Raw genomic sequence first — 16372 nt, forward strand, 5'->3', positions numbered from 1 at the left:
CTTTGTGTTGGGCGTCGCCCTTATCCAGCAAAGCTTCGCTTCGGCTCAGGGGTTCCACCTGGCGCGGCGCACCAGAAAGTCGTCAGGCCGCCGCCATGCTCTCTTCCAGCACGCGAAACAGGCGCGGATCGGCGCAATGGGCCACGTTGAAGCGAAGGAAGTCACGCCCGCTTGCGCCGATGCTGAAGGCCGCGCCGGGGGCGAGGACCACGTCCCGCGCCAGAGCGTTGCGGGCGATGTCGGCCGAATCGAGCCCGTCCGGCAGGCGCGCCCAGAGGAAGAGGCCGCCGCGCGGCTCGGTCCAGAGCGTGAGGCCGCAGCGCTCCAGCCGCCGTGCGGTCTCGCCCATGGCGCGGGCGAGTTTTTCGCGGATTTCCGCGAGGTGGCGGCGATAGGCCCCGTCGGTGATGAGACGGTGCATCAGCGCCGCGGAGAGATGACCGTTGCCGAGGCTGAGGGCGAGCTTCAGGTCGATCAGCCCCTCCACCCAGTCGGGGCGCAGGGCGATGTAGCCGCAGCGGATCGAGGCCGAGAGGGTCTTCGAGAAGCTGCCCACCGCGATCACCCGGTCGAGCCCGTCGAACCCCGCCAGACGCGGGGCCGGGTCGGCTTCGAGATCTCCGAAGATGTCGTCCTCGACGATGAGCATGTCATGCGCCTCGGCGAGCTTGAGGACGCGGTGAGCCACGACGGGAGCCAGGGTGGCGCCGGTGGGGTTATGGAGCGCGGAATTGGTCAGGTAGAACCGGGGCCGGTGCTCGACGATCAGCCGCTCGAGCTCGGCGACGTCCGGCCCGGCGGGGGTGAAGGGCACGCCCACGACCTTCGCGCGGTTCGCCCGCAGCAGCGCATGGTAGTTGAAGTAGCAGGGGTCATCGACCAGCACGGCGTCGCCCGGGTCGAGGAGGAACCGGCACAGCAGGTCCACGGCCTGGGTCGCCGAATCCGTCAGGACGATCTGGTCGGCCTCCGCCTCGATCCCCTTCTCGGCGAGACGCCGGGCGATCTGGCTCCGCAACGGCGGAAAGCCGAGGGGCTTGTCATAGCAGATCACGTTCGAATCTGCGTCGCGGGCAATGTGGCGCAGGGCGCGCCGGATCGCCTCCTCGGGCATCCATGACGAGGGCAGCCAGCCGGAACCGGGTTTCAGCAGGTCCGGCCCGGATTGCATCGATTGCCGGGTGATCCAGAGCGGATCCACGGCGCGGTCGAGCTGCGGCCCGATCTCCTTCAGGCAGAGCGGGCGGGTCTTGCCCGCCACATAGAAGCCCGAGCCCCGGCGCGCGACGATGGCCCCTTCGGCGCCGAGGCGCTCATAGGCCTCGACCACGGTGGATTTCGACACGCCCATGGATTCGGCGAAAGCCCGCACCGAGGGCAGCCGCGCGCCGGGCATGAGCTGGCGTCCGGCGATCCGCTCCATGATCGCGGACGACACCGTATCCACCAGGGTGAGCGTGGTCCGCGCCGATCCCGCCATCTGTACTGATCCTTCGCCCGGACAATTCAGCCAAAGCGTACTGGACTGTCCCTGTCTCCGCCAGCGGGACGGGGCCATCCCTGCCCTCCGACGAAACGCCGTCAGGCCCGCGCGGCAGGCCGGCGAAGGAAAGGCCCATCGATGACGACGATCCTGCAGCAGCGGAACACCACGCGGACGGGCGATCTCGCTCGGCGCGTCTCGCTCGCCGCCGCCCGGCTGTTCGCCGGACTGGCCGCCGAGTTGTCGCGCCAAGCGATCAACCGGCGTGTCCTGCGCAAGCTCAGTGTCATGACCGATCGGGAATTGAAGGATATCGGCCTGATCCGGCAGGACGTGATGGATGCAGGCGCTGTTGAGGCCGACGCCTCCCAGTTCCTGCTGGTCCGCCAGGACGAGAGAAGGGAAGCACGCCGCACCCAAAGCGTTAAGATCTGATCAAGATGGCAGAACGTGCATTATTGAGCATGACTTCGAATTCGGCATGCCGCCAAACTGGTCATTCGGTTGGTGATTGAGGTTTATCCGTGGTCCGGTTCTACCAGACCTGCAGGCACCGCAAGTCTATTTGGGCTAAGTGCTCGATCGCACGTCTTTCAGGGCGGAGGGGGCGCACATCACTCCCATCACCTTCGCCGCAAAGATTGTGCGTCGAGAATTTGGAACTCAGGATCATGAACAGCACCCTCAACTGGACCCCGGGCGACGCGGCAGCCGAACAGGTCGGCCGGGCCACTCGCTTCATCGGCAACCTCTTCTCCAAGGCCGCGTCCCTGGTCTCGCGCAACGACGCCGACAAGCGCGGCCTCGTGGAGCTCGGCTCCCTTTCCGAGCGCGAATTGAACGATATCGGCCTCACCCGCTGGGACGTCCTGGACGCCTACGACGCGCCCTCGCCTTCGGACGCCACCAAGGTGATCCTGGCCCATCGCGCCGTCCGCCAGGTCACGCGCCGCTTCGCCTGACACGTCACGCGCCGCTTCGCCTGAACCGCGTGCCGCTGCGCACCGGTAGTGGATGCGACACGGCCCATCCACCACATGCAGGCGTGGCGGGGGCGATGCCCCTGGTCTAAGAGGAGAGCACGGCGACGCGCTCGCGGCACCGGCCGCGGGCGACCCCACTCCTCATAGACCGGATCGACATGGCGAGCGCCTCCACCCATGTGAGCTTCCTGCCGCCGGTGCTGACCTTCCTGTCGGCGGCGGTGATCGGCGTGCCGATCTTCCGTCTCATCGGGCAGAGCGCGGTACTCGGATATCTCGTCGCCGGGGTCATCATCGGCCCCTTCGGCTTTTCGCTCATCGCCGAGCCGGAGACCGCCGCGAGCGTCGCGGAACTCGGCGTCGTCCTCCTTCTCTTCATCGTCGGGCTCGAACTCGAGATTTCCCGGCTGATTTCGATGCGGCGCGACATTTTCGGGCTCGGTGCGGCACAGCTGCTCCTCTGCACGATCTTGCTTGCCGGCGCCTGCGCCCTGTTCGGGCTCACCCTGGCCGCGAGCCTCGTCATCGGCGTCGCCCTTGCCCTGTCGGCCACCGCCGTCGCCCTGCAGCTCTTGGAAGAGCGCGGCGATCTCGGCACGCCCTATGGCGGACGCGCCTTTGCGGTGCTGCTGTTCCAGGACATCTCCGTCGTGGCCATCCTCGCCCTTATGCCGCTCCTCGCCTCCAGCGGCGGCACCGGCAACGACGAGTGGCTGGGACACGCGCTCGCCTCCACGGGAACCGTCGGGGCGGCGATCCTGGCCGTGGTGCTGGTGGGCCGCTACGGCCTCAATCCGTTCTTCAGCATGCTGGCGGCCAGCGGCGCGCGCGAGGTCATGACGGCGGCGGCCCTCCTTGTGGTCCTCGGCACCGCGATGCTGATGGAGCATGTCGGCCTGTCCATGGCGATGGGCGCCTTCCTCGCCGGCGTGCTTCTCGCGGAGTCGAACTTCCGACATCAGCTCGAAGCCGATATCGAGCCGTTCCGCGGCATGCTCCTCGGCCTGTTCTTCATGAGCGTGGGCATGTCCATCGACGGCGGCCTGCTGAAGAGCGCGTGGCCCGCCCTGCTCGGCGCGACGGCGGCGGCCATCCTGCTCAAGGTCGCCATCGTGGCCGGCCTGTTCCGCCTGTTCGGCTCGCCTTGGCTCGATGCGGTGCGCGGCGCGGCGATCCTCGCGCCGGCGGGCGAGTTCGCCTTCGTGCTGCTTCCCGCCGGGTCCGAACTGGGGCTGATCGACCAATCCTCCACCCGGTTCGCCGTGGCGCTCGCCGCCCTGACCATGCTGGTCGGCCCCGTCGCCGCCAAGGCCCTCGACGGCTACCTGTCGCGCCACCGGCCGGACGCGGTGGAGCACGCACCAGACCAGATCGAGAGCACGGAGGCCCGCGTCCTCGTGGTCGGGTTCGGCCGTTTCGGACAGATCCTGACCCAGGTGCTCCTGGCCGAGGGAATCAGCGTCACCGTCATCGACAAGGACGTGGAGCAGATCCGTTCCGCCTCGCGCTTCGGGTTCCGCATCTATTACGGCGACGGCACGCGCCTCGACGTGCTGCGCGCGGCCGGAATCGGCCGGGTCGAGCTGCTCTGCATCTGTGTCGACGATCCCCAGGCGGCGCTGAAGATCGTCGATATCGTGCATGAGGAATTCACCGGAGTGCGCACCTATGTCCGCGCCTTCGACCGGATGCATTCCGTGGAGCTGATGAACCGCGACGTGGATTATCAGCTTCGCGAGACCGTGGAATCGGCCATCGCCTTCGGCCGCGCGACCCTGGAAGGGCTCGGCATCTCGGCCGAGGCCGCCGCCGCCACGGCGCAGGACGTGCGCAAGCGTGACGTGGCGCGCCTCGTCCTGCAGCAGGCCGGCGCCCTTCCGGAGGAAACACGCTATATCGGCGGCAGCCCCGAGATCAAACCCGAACCCTTGACCCGTCCGCAGCGCCCGTCGCGCGCCCTCAGCGCCGAGACCAGAGATATTATCGGCCTGGAACAGCGCGAAGCCGCGACCCGCACGTTGCAAGTCCAGGATTCCCCATTGCAGGACACGCCAGCGGATGCCTGAAACGAGCGCGGCGGCGGTGAAACCCGCCGCCCGACGGGAGACGGGCCGTTTCGTCACGGGATCGATCCTGCGGCACGTCGTGGTGATGAGCGGGACGGGCTCGATCGGGCTGATGGCGATCTTCGTCGTCGACCTGCTCTCGCTGATCTATGTCTCGAAACTCGGCGACCCGACGCTCACGGCGGCGGTGGGCTTCGCCACCATCGTCCAATTCTTCGCCATCGCCATCAATATCGGCCTGATGATCGCCGCCGGGGCCCTGGTCTCGCGGGCCATCGGCGCGGGCGACGAAGCGGGCGCGCGGCGGCTGGCCACCTCCGCCTCGATCCACGGCATCATCGTCTCGGGCATCCTCGTCCTCGCGATGCTGCCCTTCCTGCCGACCATCCTGTCCTGGATCGGCGCCGACGCCGAGACGCTGCCCGTCGCCGAGCGCTTCCTCTGGATCGCCCTACCCTCGAACCTGCTCATGGGGCCGGGCATGATGTTCTCGGGCCTGCTTCGCGCCGTCGGGGCGGCGCGCCAGGCGATGTACGTGACGCTGGGCGGCGCCATCGTCACCGCCGGCCTCGATCCGCTGCTCATCTTCACGGCGGGGCTGGGGATCGACGGAGCCGCCATCACCACCTGCGTGGCGCGGGCGACCTTCGCCCTCGTCGGCTTCTGGGGCGTGCGCCAGCACCGAATGCTCGCCACGCCGAGTGTCGCGGATGTGATCTCGGACGCGCCCATCGTCTTCCGGATCGCCCTGCCCGCCGTGCTCACCAATCTCGCCCCCTCGGTGGCGAGCGCCTTCATCGCCCATGCGCTGGCCAAGTTCGGCGCCGTGGCGGTGGCCGGCAACGTGGTGATCGACCGGCTGACGCCGGTGGCCTTCGGCGGCCTCTTCGCCATGTCCGGCTCCATCGGGCCGATCCTCGGCCAGAATTGGGGAGCGGGGCGGTTCGACCGGATGCGCGGCGTGCTGAAGAACGGCGCACTTGTGACAGCGCTCTATGTCGTGGTGGTCTGGGCCGCCCTGATCGCCTTTCGCGGACCGTTGACGGGCCTGTTCGAACTGACCGGCACCGCCGCCGACCTGTTCGTCTTCTTCTGCCTCGTGAGCGGAGGCGTGTGGTTCTTCACCGGGCTGCTGTTCCTCGCCAACGCCTCGTTCAACAATCTCGGCTTTCCTTTCCTGTCGACCTTCCTCAATTGGGGCCGCGCCACCATCGGAACCGTGCCCCCGGCGCTTCTCGGCGGCTATCTCTATGGCCCCGAGGGCATCATCGCCGGGGTGGGGTTCGGCTCCATCGCCTTCGGGGCGATCGGCATCGCCCTCGCCTTCCGGACGGTGACGCAGCTCGAGCAACGTGCCGGTTTCGCGCGCGAATTGGCCTCGAAGGCCGATGCGGATGCCTCCGGGGGCGATATTCCGGCCCCGGAGAGGCCGAACGCACTGGTTTAGAGCCGGGACGGGAATGATCTCGGGCTGGTAAGTACGACTGGGATGCGACAGAGTTCGCGTCTCGACAGCAGGCCGAAGCAATTCGGCCTGGCCGCGATGGGATCAAGAGGCTGCCGCCATGTTCAACCTGTTCGATCTCTTGCAGGCGCAGGGCGGCATGGACCCCAATGGTTTCATGGGGCCCAACGGTTTCGGCCAGCAATTCGGATTGTCGCCGGATCAGACCCGTCGGGCCATGGAAGCGCTGATGCCCGCCCTGACGCTCGGCCTCCAGCGCAACGCCGCCGCCGATCCCACCGGCTTCACCCAGATGTTCAGCTTCATGGACCCGGCCGCGCTCACCGCCCCGCAGGCCAAGCCGCAGATGGATGCCATGATGCGCCAGCTCTTCGGCTCGCAGCATCTGAGCCAGGCCGTCCTGCAACAGGCGGCTGCGGTGAGCGGCGTGGCGACGCCCGCCCTTCGGCAGATGCTGCCGCTCATGGCCGGCATGGTCGTGGCGGGGATCGTCCACGTGATGATGAATCCAGGGCAGCCCGCTCCCCAGCCCGCGCCTCCCCCGCCCTCGCCCTTCGGCATCCCGACCCATCCCTATTGGACCGAGATGATGAACGGCTTCATGAAAGCGAGCGGTGCGATGCTGTCTTCGCCGATGCAGGCCGCCGCCCCTGCTCGTACCGCTCCGGCACAGAAGAGCCTGCCGCCCGCACGCCTGTTCCCGGCGGCTCGACCGGCGCAGGATTCTTCCCCCACGCCCGAATCCCGTCAGGCCTCGGCCGGCGCGCAGCAAGGTGCTGCGCTGAACCCGTTCGATCTGTTGCAGCAGATGTTTCAGTCCGGGCTGGAGGTTCAGCAGGAAAACGCCAGGACGATGCAGAGCCTGTTCGACAGCCTGTGGCGTGACGGCATGGCGTCCGTGGGCTCGTCGAAAGCCAACAACCCAACGCCGAACCGGCCCGGCCAGACGCGGCGCTGAAGCCGGCGCCGCACGAGACGCGCGGGGCACGAACGCTTAAATACTCCGGGTGAAGGCCTGCGCGACAGATTCGTAAAGCTCGCGGACCCGGTTGGTGTAATTCAGCAGCGCCGTGACGATCCCCAGGACGATCACGCTGGCAATCAGCGCATATTCGATCGCGGACGTCCCGCTTGTATCTCGGGCGAACCGCGAAGCGCTTCGTGAAAGACGGGACGAAGGGCCAGCCGAGGACGCGATCGGCTTGGCGACCGCAGATGTCACACCGTTTTTTTCAGAAATCGTCATCGAGCGAGGCGATCCCTGAAGAAGCAGCGCCCGCCTTCCTACGACGAAAATCATTGCCGACGGTTTAAACAAATACCGGCGAAACGCCGTGGGACTTCCAATGGGTACGTGCCCCTCCACCAACGCGACCAGGGGCTCGACACCCGGTTCGATGTCCCGCGATCCGGCAGCAACGGCCCAGCGCTTTCACCGCTCACATCGTCATTCCGCGTCACCGGTGTCGCCCGGCCCCGAAGGGCCGAGCCAAAGGCGCGCTAGACATCACTATGCAGGACGAGACGGATCGGGTCTCGCCCTATCGAAAACGCGTGCCGCAAGCCCGCGACCGGAGCTGCCGACCATCAAGCTTTTCCGGATTCCTTACGCAGCGCGTCGATCCGTTTGGAGGCCTCGGCCTTGTCCAGATCCGGCTCGAACGAGTCGGGTGATTTCGCCTCCTCCGACAGGGTCTTGAGATAGGAAGCCTGCGCGCCGGTCATCGGCTCGTCGCCCGTGGTCCACTCGCTCGGATCCTTGATCCGGTTCGATGCATCGCCACCCGCCGTCTTCGGGTTCTCGTTCTCGTCCGTCGCCTGCTTCTTCGTCATCGCTCGACCTCGTTCATGAATTGTTCTCTCCATAACGAGGCGGTCGCCGATGAGTTCCGAACCCTGACCATCCCCAGGATGCGGGGTGTAAGCCTCACTCCGCCATGATCCTTCGTTCCGGCAACCGGCGGCCATATCGTTGGTGCCCCGCTAGCCCGGCAGAAGTCCCGCCTGACGGTAGGTGTCGATCGCCGCATCGTAGACGGAGAGATCCGACCGGCCTCTCGCCAGAAGTTGCGCGCCGGCGATGGCCGCGAAGATGGCCCAGGCTCTCGGCATGGCGGTCTCGGCGGTGACCGGGGATGCGGCGGCCAGCTGTCTGCCGATCCAGGCCACGTTCACCTCGGCGAAAGCTCGCACCTCCGCCTTCACGTCGTCCGGCAGGTCGTCGTGCTCGGCGGCCATCATGCTGCCGAGGCACATTCGGTTGTCGTTCTGGAGCGCCGTGCGGAACGTGTCGGGGTAGCGCCGCAGACAGGCGACTGGATCCGGACATGCGTCCGATAGGGCCTCCAGGGCAGCGAACGCATCTTCCCGGTAACGCCGTGCCACCGCCGCCCCCAGGGCAGCCTTGCCGGGGAAATAATAGTGGATGCTCGCCGCCTTGATTCCCACCTCCTCCGCGAGATCGCGGAAGTTCAGGCCGCCATAGCCGCGTGCCTGCGCGGTCAGCCTTGCCGCGTTCAGGATCAGTTCCCGGGTGCTCTCACTCATCCTCCGCTTCTACACCTGAATTCTATCGACTGGCAGGTAGACATTGACGTATCGTCATCGACCTGCATGGTGTATCTACCAACTGGCAGATAGAGAGTGCGCCGATGAAAATCTACGACCGGGAGGCGGGTCCCCATCCCGCACTAATCCGCATCGTCCTCGCCGAGAAGGGGCTGGAGGAAAGGATCGAGTTCGTCAGCATCGACCTCATGGCCGCCGAGCAGAAGCAGCCTGGTTTCCTGGCGATGAACCCGATCGGGAAGGTCCCGGTCCTCGAACTCGATGACGGAACGATCATCACCGAATCCACGGCGATCACGGAATATCTCGATAACCTGGACGGCCATCCGACCCTCACGGGTACGACACCGCGTGACAAAGGCGTCATCCACATGATGCAGCGGCGCGCTGAGATGATGCTGATCGATGCCGTCGACGATTATTTCCATTACGGCACCCCCGGCCTCGGCGGCGCGCTGCGGCCATGGCGGATGCCGGATTGGAGCGGGGCCAAAGAATGGGGGCAGCGGCGCGGCGCCTATGCCGTCGCCAACATGCCCTATTTCAACGATCTGCTGGCGAAGCAGCCCTTTCTCGCCGGAGAGGGCTTCTCGATGCCGGACATCACCTTGTTCGCCGGGCTGATGTTCGCCGAGATCGTCGGCCTGCCGATCGCCCCGGAACTCACCGCCCTTCACGACTGGCGCGGCAAGGTCGCCGATCGTCCGGCCGTGAAGAACCGCAGCGGACAGGTCCCGAGGCCGGAAGACCTGGCACGATACGGCGACGCGGCTTAGGGCCTGTCCGGGCTGTTTTTCCAGGGCTTCGCCTCATCCTGCTGAGGTGCCGCGTAGCGGCCTCGAAGGAGCCTTCCAGGGATCGCGCGACCACTGGAGGCCTCCTTCGAGGCCCGCTGACGCGGGCACCTCAGGATGAGGAAATCTGCTTGGATGTTCGATTTCGGTTAGGATCGTCCGCTGAAAAATCCGAGCAGGCAGGTGTCTGGGAGCCGCAGGCTTCCACACCGGGACTGTCCATCGCGCCCACTTGCGTGATGGACGGCAAGCCTCCTCACGAAGAACCAGCTCGATGTGCATCCCCGGTGAGCGAGGGCAAGGCGTCGTTCACGCCTCGTCCTGGCAAGCGCCCGCGACGTGGCCCCGCGAAGTGCGGTCCGAATTACGCCGCCACCGCCTTCGGCTGAACCTCGGCGGTGTAATCGTCCATGAGCGTCTTGGTCATGGCGGCCGGGGTGAAGCGGTAGGGACCGATTTCGGAGACCGGTGTCACTTCGGCAGCCGAGCCGGTGATGAAGCACTCGGAGAAGCCCTCCATCTCCTCGGGCTTGATCCGCCGTTCGATCACCTCGAAGCCACGCCGGTGGGCGAGGTCGATGACGGTCTGGCGGGTGATGCCGTTGAGGAAGCGGTCGGCGAGCGGGGTGTGGACCACGCAGTCCTTGATGAAGAAGATGTTCGCACCGGTGCATTCGGCGACGTAATCCTCCCAATCGAGCATCAGGGCGTCGGCATAGCCCTTGTTCTCGGCCCGGTGCTTCGAGATCGTGCAGATCATGTAGAGGCCCGCCGCCTTCGAGGCGGAGGGGATGGTCCGCGGATCGGGCCGGCGATAATCGGCCATGTCGAGGCGGATGCCCTTCATCTTGGTCTCGGGATCGAAATAGCTCGGCCATTCCCACGCGGCGACGGCGAGGTGGATGGTGTTGTTCTGGGCCGAGACGCCCATCATCTCCGAACCGCGCCAGGCGACGGGACGCAGGTAGGCGTCGGTCAGGCCGCTGGTCTTGAGCACGAGTTCCTTGGCCGCCTCGATTTCGGCGACGCCGTAGGGAATCGTGAAATCGAGGTACTGGGCCGAGCGGAGCAAGCGCTCGGCATGCTCGTGGCTCTTGAAGATCCGTCCGCCATAGGCGCGCTCGCCCTCGAACACCGCCGAGCCGTAATGCAGGCCGTGGCTGAGCACGTGGATCTTGGCCTCGCGCCACGGCACCAGCACGCCATCGAACCAGATGGTGCCCTCGCGTTCGTCGAACGGGATCACGGACATGACGAATTCCTTGAAACCGCGGGCTCGCATCGTCGCGCCTGCGGGGTCGATCGATCGGGTTGGCGCGATGGCCAGGCAATGCCCCGCGCAGTATCCGCGGGGACGGAGGTCCGCAAGACGGCCGTTACGGCAAGCCGGCCCCGGGGAGGCTTGACGGGTATCAACGCCCCTGAGATATGTCAACAACACTGACGTATATTGAGGATGTCGCCGGACGTGACGCGCCAATCGACCCTGGCAACGAGCCTGCCCCCCATACCCCCGTCCGGGGAGGATGACGGGCTGGCGGATTCAGGTCTCGCGCCCGAAGGCGTGCGCGTATCCGACAACGGCATCACCAACGATCTCGTCGAACTGCTCTTCTTCGCCTACCGCGATTTCGTCGGCGACCCGGACCGGATGCTAGCCGAATACGGGTTCGGGCGGGCGCATCACCGGGTGCTCCATTTCGTCTACCACTATCCCGGCCTGACCATCGCCGAACTCCTCGACATCCTGCGGATCACGAAGCAGAGTCTGAACCGGGTTCTCAAGGATTTGATCGAACAGGGTCACATCGTGCAGAAGACCGGCCGGAGCGACCGTCGGCAGCGTCTGCTCTATTGTTCGGAGACGGGCGCCACCCTCACGGCCGAGCTGACGCGGGTGCAGGTACGGCGGGTCGCCCGCGCCATCGCGGACCCGGTGGGGGATGGTCCGAAGGACGCCCGGGACAAGAGCGGATTTGCAGCGGCACAGGGGTTTCTCATGGCGATGATCGAACCCGAAGAGCGCGCGGCGGTGACGAGCCTGATGGCGCGGCGCGCCCGGAGCCGTCGCTGACATGGCATCACCGGAACTGAAGGTCCGCGCCGAGCTTCCCGACCACGCGCCCCATATCCTGGTAGTCGACGACGACAGGCGCGTGCGTGAATTGCTGTCGCGCTATCTCTACGAGCAGGGCTTTCGCGTCACCTCCGCCGGGAATGTCGAGGAGGCCCGCCAGCGGGCACAGAGCTTCGTCTTCGACGCCCTCGTCCTCGATGTGATGATGCCGGGCGAGAACGGTTTCGATTACGCCCGGCAGGTGCGCGAGACCTCGCGGGTGCCGATCCTGATGCTCACCGCCCGTTCCAACCCCAACGACCGGGTGATGGGGCTCGAGATCGGGGCCGACGATTACCTGCCCAAGCCCTTCGAGCCGCGCGAGCTGATCCTGCGCCTCAACAACATCATCAAGCGCCGGCCGGACGGCGCGCCGCCATCGGACCGCACCATCGCCACGGTGACGTTCGGGCCGTTCTCCTACCGGATCGACCGGGGCGAACTGCGCCGCGACGAGGAGACCATCCGCATCACCGAGCGCGAGCGCGAGATCCTGACGATCCTGGCCGAGGCCAAGGGCGGCAATGTCGACCGCGACGTGCTGGCCGGGAATGGCGGCCTCGCCGCCGAGCGCACCATCGACGTGCAGATCAACCGCCTGCGCCGCAAGACCGAGGTCGATCCGGGCAATCCCCTCTTCCTCCAGACGGTCCGCGGCATCGGCTACCGCCTCGCGATCGATTAGACAGGACCCGCCATGGCCCTCGCCGGCCTGAACCTGTCGCGGATCAGAACCAGCACCGCCGCTGCCTGGCGCGCGAGACCGCATCCGCGCCGGATGTGGAAGAGGCTCGCCCGCGCCATCGGCAACGCCCTGCCGAAGGGCCTCTACGCCCGCTCGCTCATCATCATCATCGCGCCGGTGGTGCTGCTGCAATCGGTGATCGCCTACACCTTCATGGAGCGGCACTGGCAACTCGTGACGCGCCGCCTCTCGGCGGCCGTGACGGCCGACGTGGCGGCGATGATCGACGTCTATGAGAGTTACCCCCAGGACAAGGACGCCGATACCCTCACCCGCATCGCCGGCACGCGGCTGAACCTCGACCTCGACATCCTGAAAGGGGCGAAGCTCCCCCTGCCGGGGCCGCGCCCGTTCTTCTCCATCCTCGACGAGACGCTCTCGGAGGAACTCGCCAAGCAGATCGGCCGGCCGTTCTGGATCGACACGGTGGGCCGGTCCAGCCTCATCGAGATCCGCGTCGAGATCCCGGACGGGGTGCTGCGGGTGACCGCGCGGCGGAGCATGGCCTACGCCTCGAACTCGCACATCTTCCTGCTCTGGATGAGCGGTTCGTCCCTGGTCCTGCTCGGCGTGGCGATCCTGTTCCTGCGCAACCAGATCAAGCCGATCCTTCGGCTGGCCGACGTGGCGGAAAGTTTCGGCAAGGGCCGCGAGATCGAGTTCCGGCCGCGCGGCGCCCGCGAGGTGCGCCAGGCCGGCCACGCCTTCATCGAGATGAAGCGGCGCATCGAGCGGGCGATGGAACAGCGCACGACCATGCTCAACGGCGTCAGCCACGACCTTCGCACCATCATCACGCGGTTCAAGCTGTCGCTCGCCCTGGTGGAGCAGACCTCGGAGGTGGAAGACCTCCAGCGCGACGTCGACGAGATGAGCCGGATGCTGGAGGCCTACCTCGCCTTCGCGCGCGGCGATTCCGGCGAGGCCGCCGTGTCCACCGACATGCGGGCGATGCTGGACGACCTGCGCACCGACGTGGAACGCCTCGGCGCCCATGTGGCCGAGGTCGAGTTCGACGGCCGCGCCATGGTGACGCTGCGGCCGGACGCGTTCCGCCGCTGCCTGTTCAACCTCGCCGCCAACGCCGTCCGCTACGGCGAGACGGTGGCGATCCGGGGCCGCACGGAGGCACGCTCCTTCGTCGTCTCCATCGACGATGACGGCCCCGGCATCCCCCCCGAGAGCCGCGAGGAGGTGTTCAAGCCCTTCGTCCGCCTCGACGATGCGCGCCAGGATGCCGGCGGGTCGGGCCTCGGCCTCGCCATCGCCCGCGACATCGCCCGTGCCCATGGCGGCGACGTCGCCCTTCATGACAGTCCGCTTGGGGGATTGCGGGCCACCGTCCGCATCCCGGCGTGACGGTGGAGAGCCTGTGAATTTTGTTGCGTTCGGGGTGTCCCCTCGGGCGCAGTCCAATGCTATGACCGGTGCCGCTTTCAAGAGAAGGGCCGAACCCCGGTCCCGATACACGCGAGTACGCCATGAACCCGCTGGGTCCCGTCCTGATCGTCCTGCTCCTCCCGATCTCCGCCATCGGCCTCCTGCTCTACACCGATACCGGTATCGAGCCGGCGCTGTTCTCCGCCACGGTGAAGACCTTCGTCGCCCTGTTCGCCATCGCCGGGATCCTGTCCTACGGCGCGAGCCGGCTCGCCGCCCGCTCGGAAGGCTGACAACCGCGCCTCCGGATCGGCCCCATGGCGGGGCCGGTTCCCCGGTGACGCAACGGTGACGATGGGATCGAGGACGACATGAAGGCCGCCCTCGCTCGAATTCCCCTGCCCGCCCGGCCATGGACGGCACTCGCCCTCTGCCTCGCGGCGGGCCTCGCTGCGCTATCCACACTGGCCCTGGCCGCCGAGGAAAAGTCGGCCCCTCCGCCCGCGTCGATGCCGGAGCCGCCGGTTCGGCCCGCCGAGCTGAAGCCCGAACCCGCGCCGACACCCGCGACGGTCCCGCCCCTGCCGGACGCTCCCACCCCGCCCGAACGCCCGGCCGAACTCACGCCCCCTGCCCCGGCCGCCCCGGAGACGGGCCCGGCCGCGGAGATGCCGGCGCCGCCACCGCGCCCGGCCGAACTCTCGACGCCGCCGGCCTCCACGCCCGCCCTGACGCTGACGGTCGCCCCCCTCGACGATACCGCCTGTCGCAAACGCCTCGAACGGCTGGGAGCGGTCTTCGAGGCGCTGCCGCCGATCTCGAACGGCCAATGCGGCGCGGAGAAGCCGTTGAAGCTCAGCCGTCTGTCCGGCGAGGTGACGCTCACCCCGCCCGCGACCCTGGTCTGCAACACCGCCGAAGCCCTGGCGCGCTGGACGACGGAGGCCCAGGAAGCCTCGGAGCGCATCCTGAAGGCTCCGCTTCGAAGCCTCTCCATCGGCACGTCCTACGAGTGTCGCGGCCAGAACCACGATCCCGACGCCAAGCTCAGCGAGCACAGCTTCGCCAACGGCGTGGACATCATGGGCTACGGCTTCGAAGGACGGGCACCGATCCAGGTGGGCGCCGGCCTCGACGGTGCGCCGGAGGCGACGTTCCAGGCCGCGACCCGGGCCAAGGCCTGCGCCTTCTTCCGCACCGTGCTCGGGCCGGGGTCGGATGCCTCCCACGGCAACCACCTCCATCTCGACGAACGCGAGAGGAATGCGGGACATCGCCTCTGCCAATAAGACTTGGTCTCTGCCAGTAGGAGCGGTGGAACGCCGAAGGGTCGAGCCGGCTTGAAGGAACGAAGCTGTCGATCCATAGGCGAAAGTTGATCTCCCGATGCCCCATCTGCCCCTGCCGAGCGCCGTCGCGCTCATGGCTCTTGTCTGCCTCGCGGCTCCGAACGCGGCAGTGGCGAAGCCGGCGGGAAACACATCCTCGGAGGCCAGCAAGGCGAGCTCCGACAAGGAGGCTCCCGGCGAGGCCCTGACCGCCGAGGCGATCAACGGCGCGACCTTCTCGGCGCCAGAGACGCCCGAGGGTGGCGGCAAGAAGGAGAGCAAGAAAGCGCGGGCGAAGGGCAAGGACAAGCGTCCTCAGCCGCTGCTGGTGAAAGTCCAGGTGCTGCTCGACCGGGCGCATTTCTCCCCCGGCGCCATAGACGGGCGGGACGGCGAGAACATGCGCAACGCCCTGTCGGCCTTCGCCGTGGCCCAGGGGCTGCCTGCGAGCCAGACCCTGAATCAGGAGCTCTTCGACAAGCTGGCCGCCTCCAGCGCCGACCCGGTGGTGGCCACCTACACGATCACCGACACCGACGCCTCGGGCCCCTTCGCGGAAAAGATCCCCGCCAAGATGGAAGAGCAGGCCGATCTCGAGGCGATGAACTACACCAATCCGCGCGAGATGCTGGCCGAGCGATTCCACATGTCGCGCGATCTCCTCAGCGCCCTGAACCCCGACGCCGCCTTCGACAAGTCCGGCATCGGCATCGTCGTGGCGGCGGTCCCTCCGCTCGAGACCGGCAAGCCGGCAAAGGACGAGGCGAAGTCCAAGAGCAAGTCCAGCGGCAAATCTGAAGACAAGGCCCGCGACGCATCGGACGGCAAATCCGCGGACAAGCCGGCTGCGGACAAAGGCACGGACACGTCGAAGAAGGACGATGCGCCCAAGAGCGACGATACCTCCAAGAAGGATGACGCCCCCAAAAAGGATGACGCCCCGAAGAAGGACATCGCGCGGGTCGAGGTCGACAAGGTCACCAGGCATGTCCGAGGCTTCGGCGAGGACGGCACCTTGCGGGCCTATTACCCCGCCTCCATCGGCAGCGCCGAGAAGCCGGCCCCCTCAGGCGAGGCCAAGGTGAAGGGCGTCGCCTTCGCGCCGGTCTATACCTACAACCCGAAATACGCGTTCAAGGGCGTGAAGACGAACAAGACCTTCTCGATCCGCCCCGGCCCGAACAACCCGGTCGGCATCGTCTGGATCGACCTGTCGATCCCGTCCTACGGCATCCACGGCACGCCAGAGCCGGAGAAGGTCGGCAAGACCGAATCCCACGGCTGCATCCGCCTGACCAACTGGGACGCCCGCGACCTCGCCACCCGCATCGAACGCGGCGCGAAGGTGGTGTTCAAGGACGAGTGAGGTGACTTGGGCGTAGAGTTGGGACGTGCGTAGTTCGAACGGACGAGGAGCAGGCTCCGACCCGAGCAGCTCCTGAGT

At 67.1% G+C, this 16372-nt stretch carries 17 protein-coding genes; 12 read left to right on the plus strand and 5 right to left on the minus strand.

The annotated features are described in order from the left end of the window. Positions 1-82: 82 nt before the first annotated feature. Entirely contained in the window at positions 83-1480 is a 1398-nt protein-coding gene (locus RQI43_RS02670; RefSeq protein ID WP_311274131.1) for a PLP-dependent aminotransferase family protein, read from the minus strand. Between the two features lie 141 nt (positions 1481-1621). Between RQI43_RS02670 and RQI43_RS02675 the strand changes: the two genes are divergently transcribed. The 5 genes from RQI43_RS02675 (at position 1622) to RQI43_RS02695 (ending at position 6955) form a co-directional block, all read left to right on the plus strand. Continuing rightward, entirely contained in the window at positions 1622-1918 is a 297-nt protein-coding gene (locus tag RQI43_RS02675; RefSeq protein ID WP_311274132.1) for a DUF1127 domain-containing protein, read from the plus strand. 236 nt (positions 1919-2154) lie between these two features. Beyond that, positions 2155-2445: a DUF1127 domain-containing protein gene (locus RQI43_RS02680; protein ID WP_056432281.1), complete on the plus strand. Its 291-nt coding sequence runs from the start codon at positions 2155-2157 to the stop codon at positions 2443-2445. A gap of 179 nt (positions 2446-2624) precedes the next feature. After that, the gene (locus RQI43_RS02685; RefSeq protein WP_056432278.1) at positions 2625-4532 is read left to right on the plus strand and encodes a monovalent cation:proton antiporter-2 (CPA2) family protein; all 1908 of its coding nucleotides are present in this window, start codon (positions 2625-2627) and stop codon (positions 4530-4532) included. Beyond that, complete coding sequence (locus RQI43_RS02690; protein ID WP_311274133.1) at positions 4525-5979, plus strand: MATE family efflux transporter; 1455 nt, start codon at positions 4525-4527, stop codon at positions 5977-5979. The genes RQI43_RS02685 and RQI43_RS02690 overlap by 8 nt, the downstream gene beginning before the upstream one ends. 118 nt (positions 5980-6097) lie before the next feature. Beyond that, positions 6098-6955, plus strand: coding sequence for a DUF937 domain-containing protein (locus RQI43_RS02695; protein ID WP_311274134.1), 858 nt, complete (start codon positions 6098-6100; stop codon positions 6953-6955). A gap of 36 nt (positions 6956-6991) precedes the next feature. Here RQI43_RS02695 and RQI43_RS02700 read toward each other — a convergent pair whose 3' ends face one another. The 3 genes from RQI43_RS02700 to RQI43_RS02710 all read right to left on the minus strand — a co-directional run bounded on the left by RQI43_RS02700 (position 6992) and on the right by RQI43_RS02710 (position 8544). Continuing rightward, positions 6992-7243 carry a Flp family type IVb pilin gene (locus tag RQI43_RS02700; protein ID WP_311274135.1) on the minus strand — a complete coding sequence of 84 codons (252 nt, stop codon included), beginning with the start codon at positions 7241-7243 and terminating at the stop codon, positions 6992-6994. A 341-nt stretch (positions 7244-7584) separates the two neighbouring features. Beyond that, entirely contained in the window at positions 7585-7830 is a 246-nt protein-coding gene (locus RQI43_RS02705; protein WP_082469922.1) for a DUF3072 domain-containing protein, read from the minus strand. Positions 7831-7980: 150 nt separating this feature from the next. Next, entirely contained in the window at positions 7981-8544 is a 564-nt protein-coding gene (locus RQI43_RS02710; protein WP_311274136.1) for a TetR/AcrR family transcriptional regulator, read from the minus strand. A 104-nt stretch (positions 8545-8648) separates the two neighbouring features. On the opposite strand from RQI43_RS02710, the gene RQI43_RS02715 reads away from it, so the two are divergent. After that, on the plus strand, positions 8649-9341 hold the full coding sequence (locus RQI43_RS02715) for a glutathione S-transferase family protein (RefSeq protein ID WP_311274137.1): 693 nt from the start codon (positions 8649-8651) through the stop codon (positions 9339-9341). A gap of 382 nt (positions 9342-9723) precedes the next feature. On the opposite strand, the gene RQI43_RS02720 is transcribed toward RQI43_RS02715, so the two are convergent. Continuing rightward, a complete protein-coding gene (locus RQI43_RS02720) occupies positions 9724-10611 on the minus strand; it encodes a branched-chain amino acid aminotransferase (protein ID WP_311274138.1) in 888 nt (295 codons plus the stop codon). Positions 10612-10815: 204 nt separating this feature from the next. On the opposite strand from RQI43_RS02720, the gene RQI43_RS02725 reads away from it, so the two are divergent. The 6 genes from RQI43_RS02725 (at position 10816) to RQI43_RS02750 (ending at position 16294) form a co-directional block, all read left to right on the plus strand. Continuing rightward, on the plus strand, positions 10816-11433 hold the full coding sequence (locus tag RQI43_RS02725; RefSeq protein WP_311274139.1) for a helix-turn-helix domain-containing protein: 618 nt from the start codon (positions 10816-10818) through the stop codon (positions 11431-11433). Between the two features lies 1 nt (position 11434). Next, a complete protein-coding gene (locus RQI43_RS02730) occupies positions 11435-12160 on the plus strand; it encodes a response regulator (protein WP_056432261.1) in 726 nt (241 codons plus the stop codon). A gap of 12 nt (positions 12161-12172) precedes the next feature. Further along, complete coding sequence (locus RQI43_RS02735; protein ID WP_405030541.1) at positions 12173-13579, plus strand: ATP-binding protein; 1407 nt, start codon at positions 12173-12175, stop codon at positions 13577-13579. Between the two features lie 122 nt (positions 13580-13701). Then, positions 13702-13893 (plus strand): hypothetical protein, encoded by a 192-nt coding sequence (locus RQI43_RS02740; RefSeq protein WP_056254034.1) that lies wholly within the window; start codon positions 13702-13704, stop codon positions 13891-13893. Between the two features lie 78 nt (positions 13894-13971). Further along, positions 13972-14889: an extensin family protein gene (locus RQI43_RS02745; RefSeq protein ID WP_311274140.1), complete on the plus strand. Its 918-nt coding sequence runs from the start codon at positions 13972-13974 to the stop codon at positions 14887-14889. Between the two features lie 97 nt (positions 14890-14986). Next, on the plus strand, positions 14987-16294 hold the full coding sequence (locus RQI43_RS02750) for a L,D-transpeptidase (RefSeq protein ID WP_311274141.1): 1308 nt from the start codon (positions 14987-14989) through the stop codon (positions 16292-16294). Positions 16295-16372 lie beyond the last annotated feature (78 nt).

It is taken from the genome of Methylobacterium sp. WCS2018Hpa-22 (assembly GCF_031843785.1).
Lineage (GTDB): Bacteria > Pseudomonadota > Alphaproteobacteria > Rhizobiales > Beijerinckiaceae > Methylobacterium.

Excerpts from the sequence above, each read along its gene's own strand:
- RQI43_RS02695 (WP_311274134.1), top strand. The coding sequence starts at position 6,098 with ATGTTCAACCTGTTCGATCTCTTGCAGGCGCAGGGCGGCATGGACCCC.
- RQI43_RS02745 (WP_311274140.1), top strand. The coding sequence starts at position 13,972 with ATGAAGGCCGCCCTCGCTCGAATTCCCCTGCCCGCCCGGCCATGGACG.
- RQI43_RS02715 (WP_311274137.1), top strand. The coding sequence starts at position 8,649 with ATGAAAATCTACGACCGGGAGGCGGGTCCCCATCCCGCACTAATCCGC.
- RQI43_RS02740 (WP_056254034.1), top strand. The coding sequence starts at position 13,702 with ATGAACCCGCTGGGTCCCGTCCTGATCGTCCTGCTCCTCCCGATCTCC.
- RQI43_RS02675 (WP_311274132.1), top strand. The coding sequence starts at position 1,622 with ATGACGACGATCCTGCAGCAGCGGAACACCACGCGGACGGGCGATCTC.
- RQI43_RS02680 (WP_056432281.1), top strand. The coding sequence starts at position 2,155 with ATGAACAGCACCCTCAACTGGACCCCGGGCGACGCGGCAGCCGAACAG.
- RQI43_RS02750 (WP_311274141.1), top strand. The coding sequence starts at position 14,987 with ATGCCCCATCTGCCCCTGCCGAGCGCCGTCGCGCTCATGGCTCTTGTC.
- RQI43_RS02705 (WP_082469922.1), bottom strand. The coding sequence starts at position 7,830 with ATGACGAAGAAGCAGGCGACGGACGAGAACGAGAACCCGAAGACGGCG.
- RQI43_RS02710 (WP_311274136.1), bottom strand. The coding sequence starts at position 8,544 with ATGAGTGAGAGCACCCGGGAACTGATCCTGAACGCGGCAAGGCTGACC.
- RQI43_RS02685 (WP_056432278.1), top strand. The coding sequence starts at position 2,625 with ATGGCGAGCGCCTCCACCCATGTGAGCTTCCTGCCGCCGGTGCTGACC.
- RQI43_RS02670 (WP_311274131.1), bottom strand. The coding sequence starts at position 1,480 with ATGGCGGGATCGGCGCGGACCACGCTCACCCTGGTGGATACGGTGTCG.
- RQI43_RS02720 (WP_311274138.1), bottom strand. The coding sequence starts at position 10,611 with ATGTCCGTGATCCCGTTCGACGAACGCGAGGGCACCATCTGGTTCGAT.
- RQI43_RS02735 (WP_405030541.1), top strand. The coding sequence starts at position 12,173 with ATGGCCCTCGCCGGCCTGAACCTGTCGCGGATCAGAACCAGCACCGCC.
- RQI43_RS02730 (WP_056432261.1), top strand. The coding sequence starts at position 11,435 with ATGGCATCACCGGAACTGAAGGTCCGCGCCGAGCTTCCCGACCACGCG.
- RQI43_RS02690 (WP_311274133.1), top strand. The coding sequence starts at position 4,525 with ATGCCTGAAACGAGCGCGGCGGCGGTGAAACCCGCCGCCCGACGGGAG.
- RQI43_RS02725 (WP_311274139.1), top strand. The coding sequence starts at position 10,816 with ATGTCGCCGGACGTGACGCGCCAATCGACCCTGGCAACGAGCCTGCCC.
- RQI43_RS02700 (WP_311274135.1), bottom strand. The coding sequence starts at position 7,243 with ATGACGATTTCTGAAAAAAACGGTGTGACATCTGCGGTCGCCAAGCCG.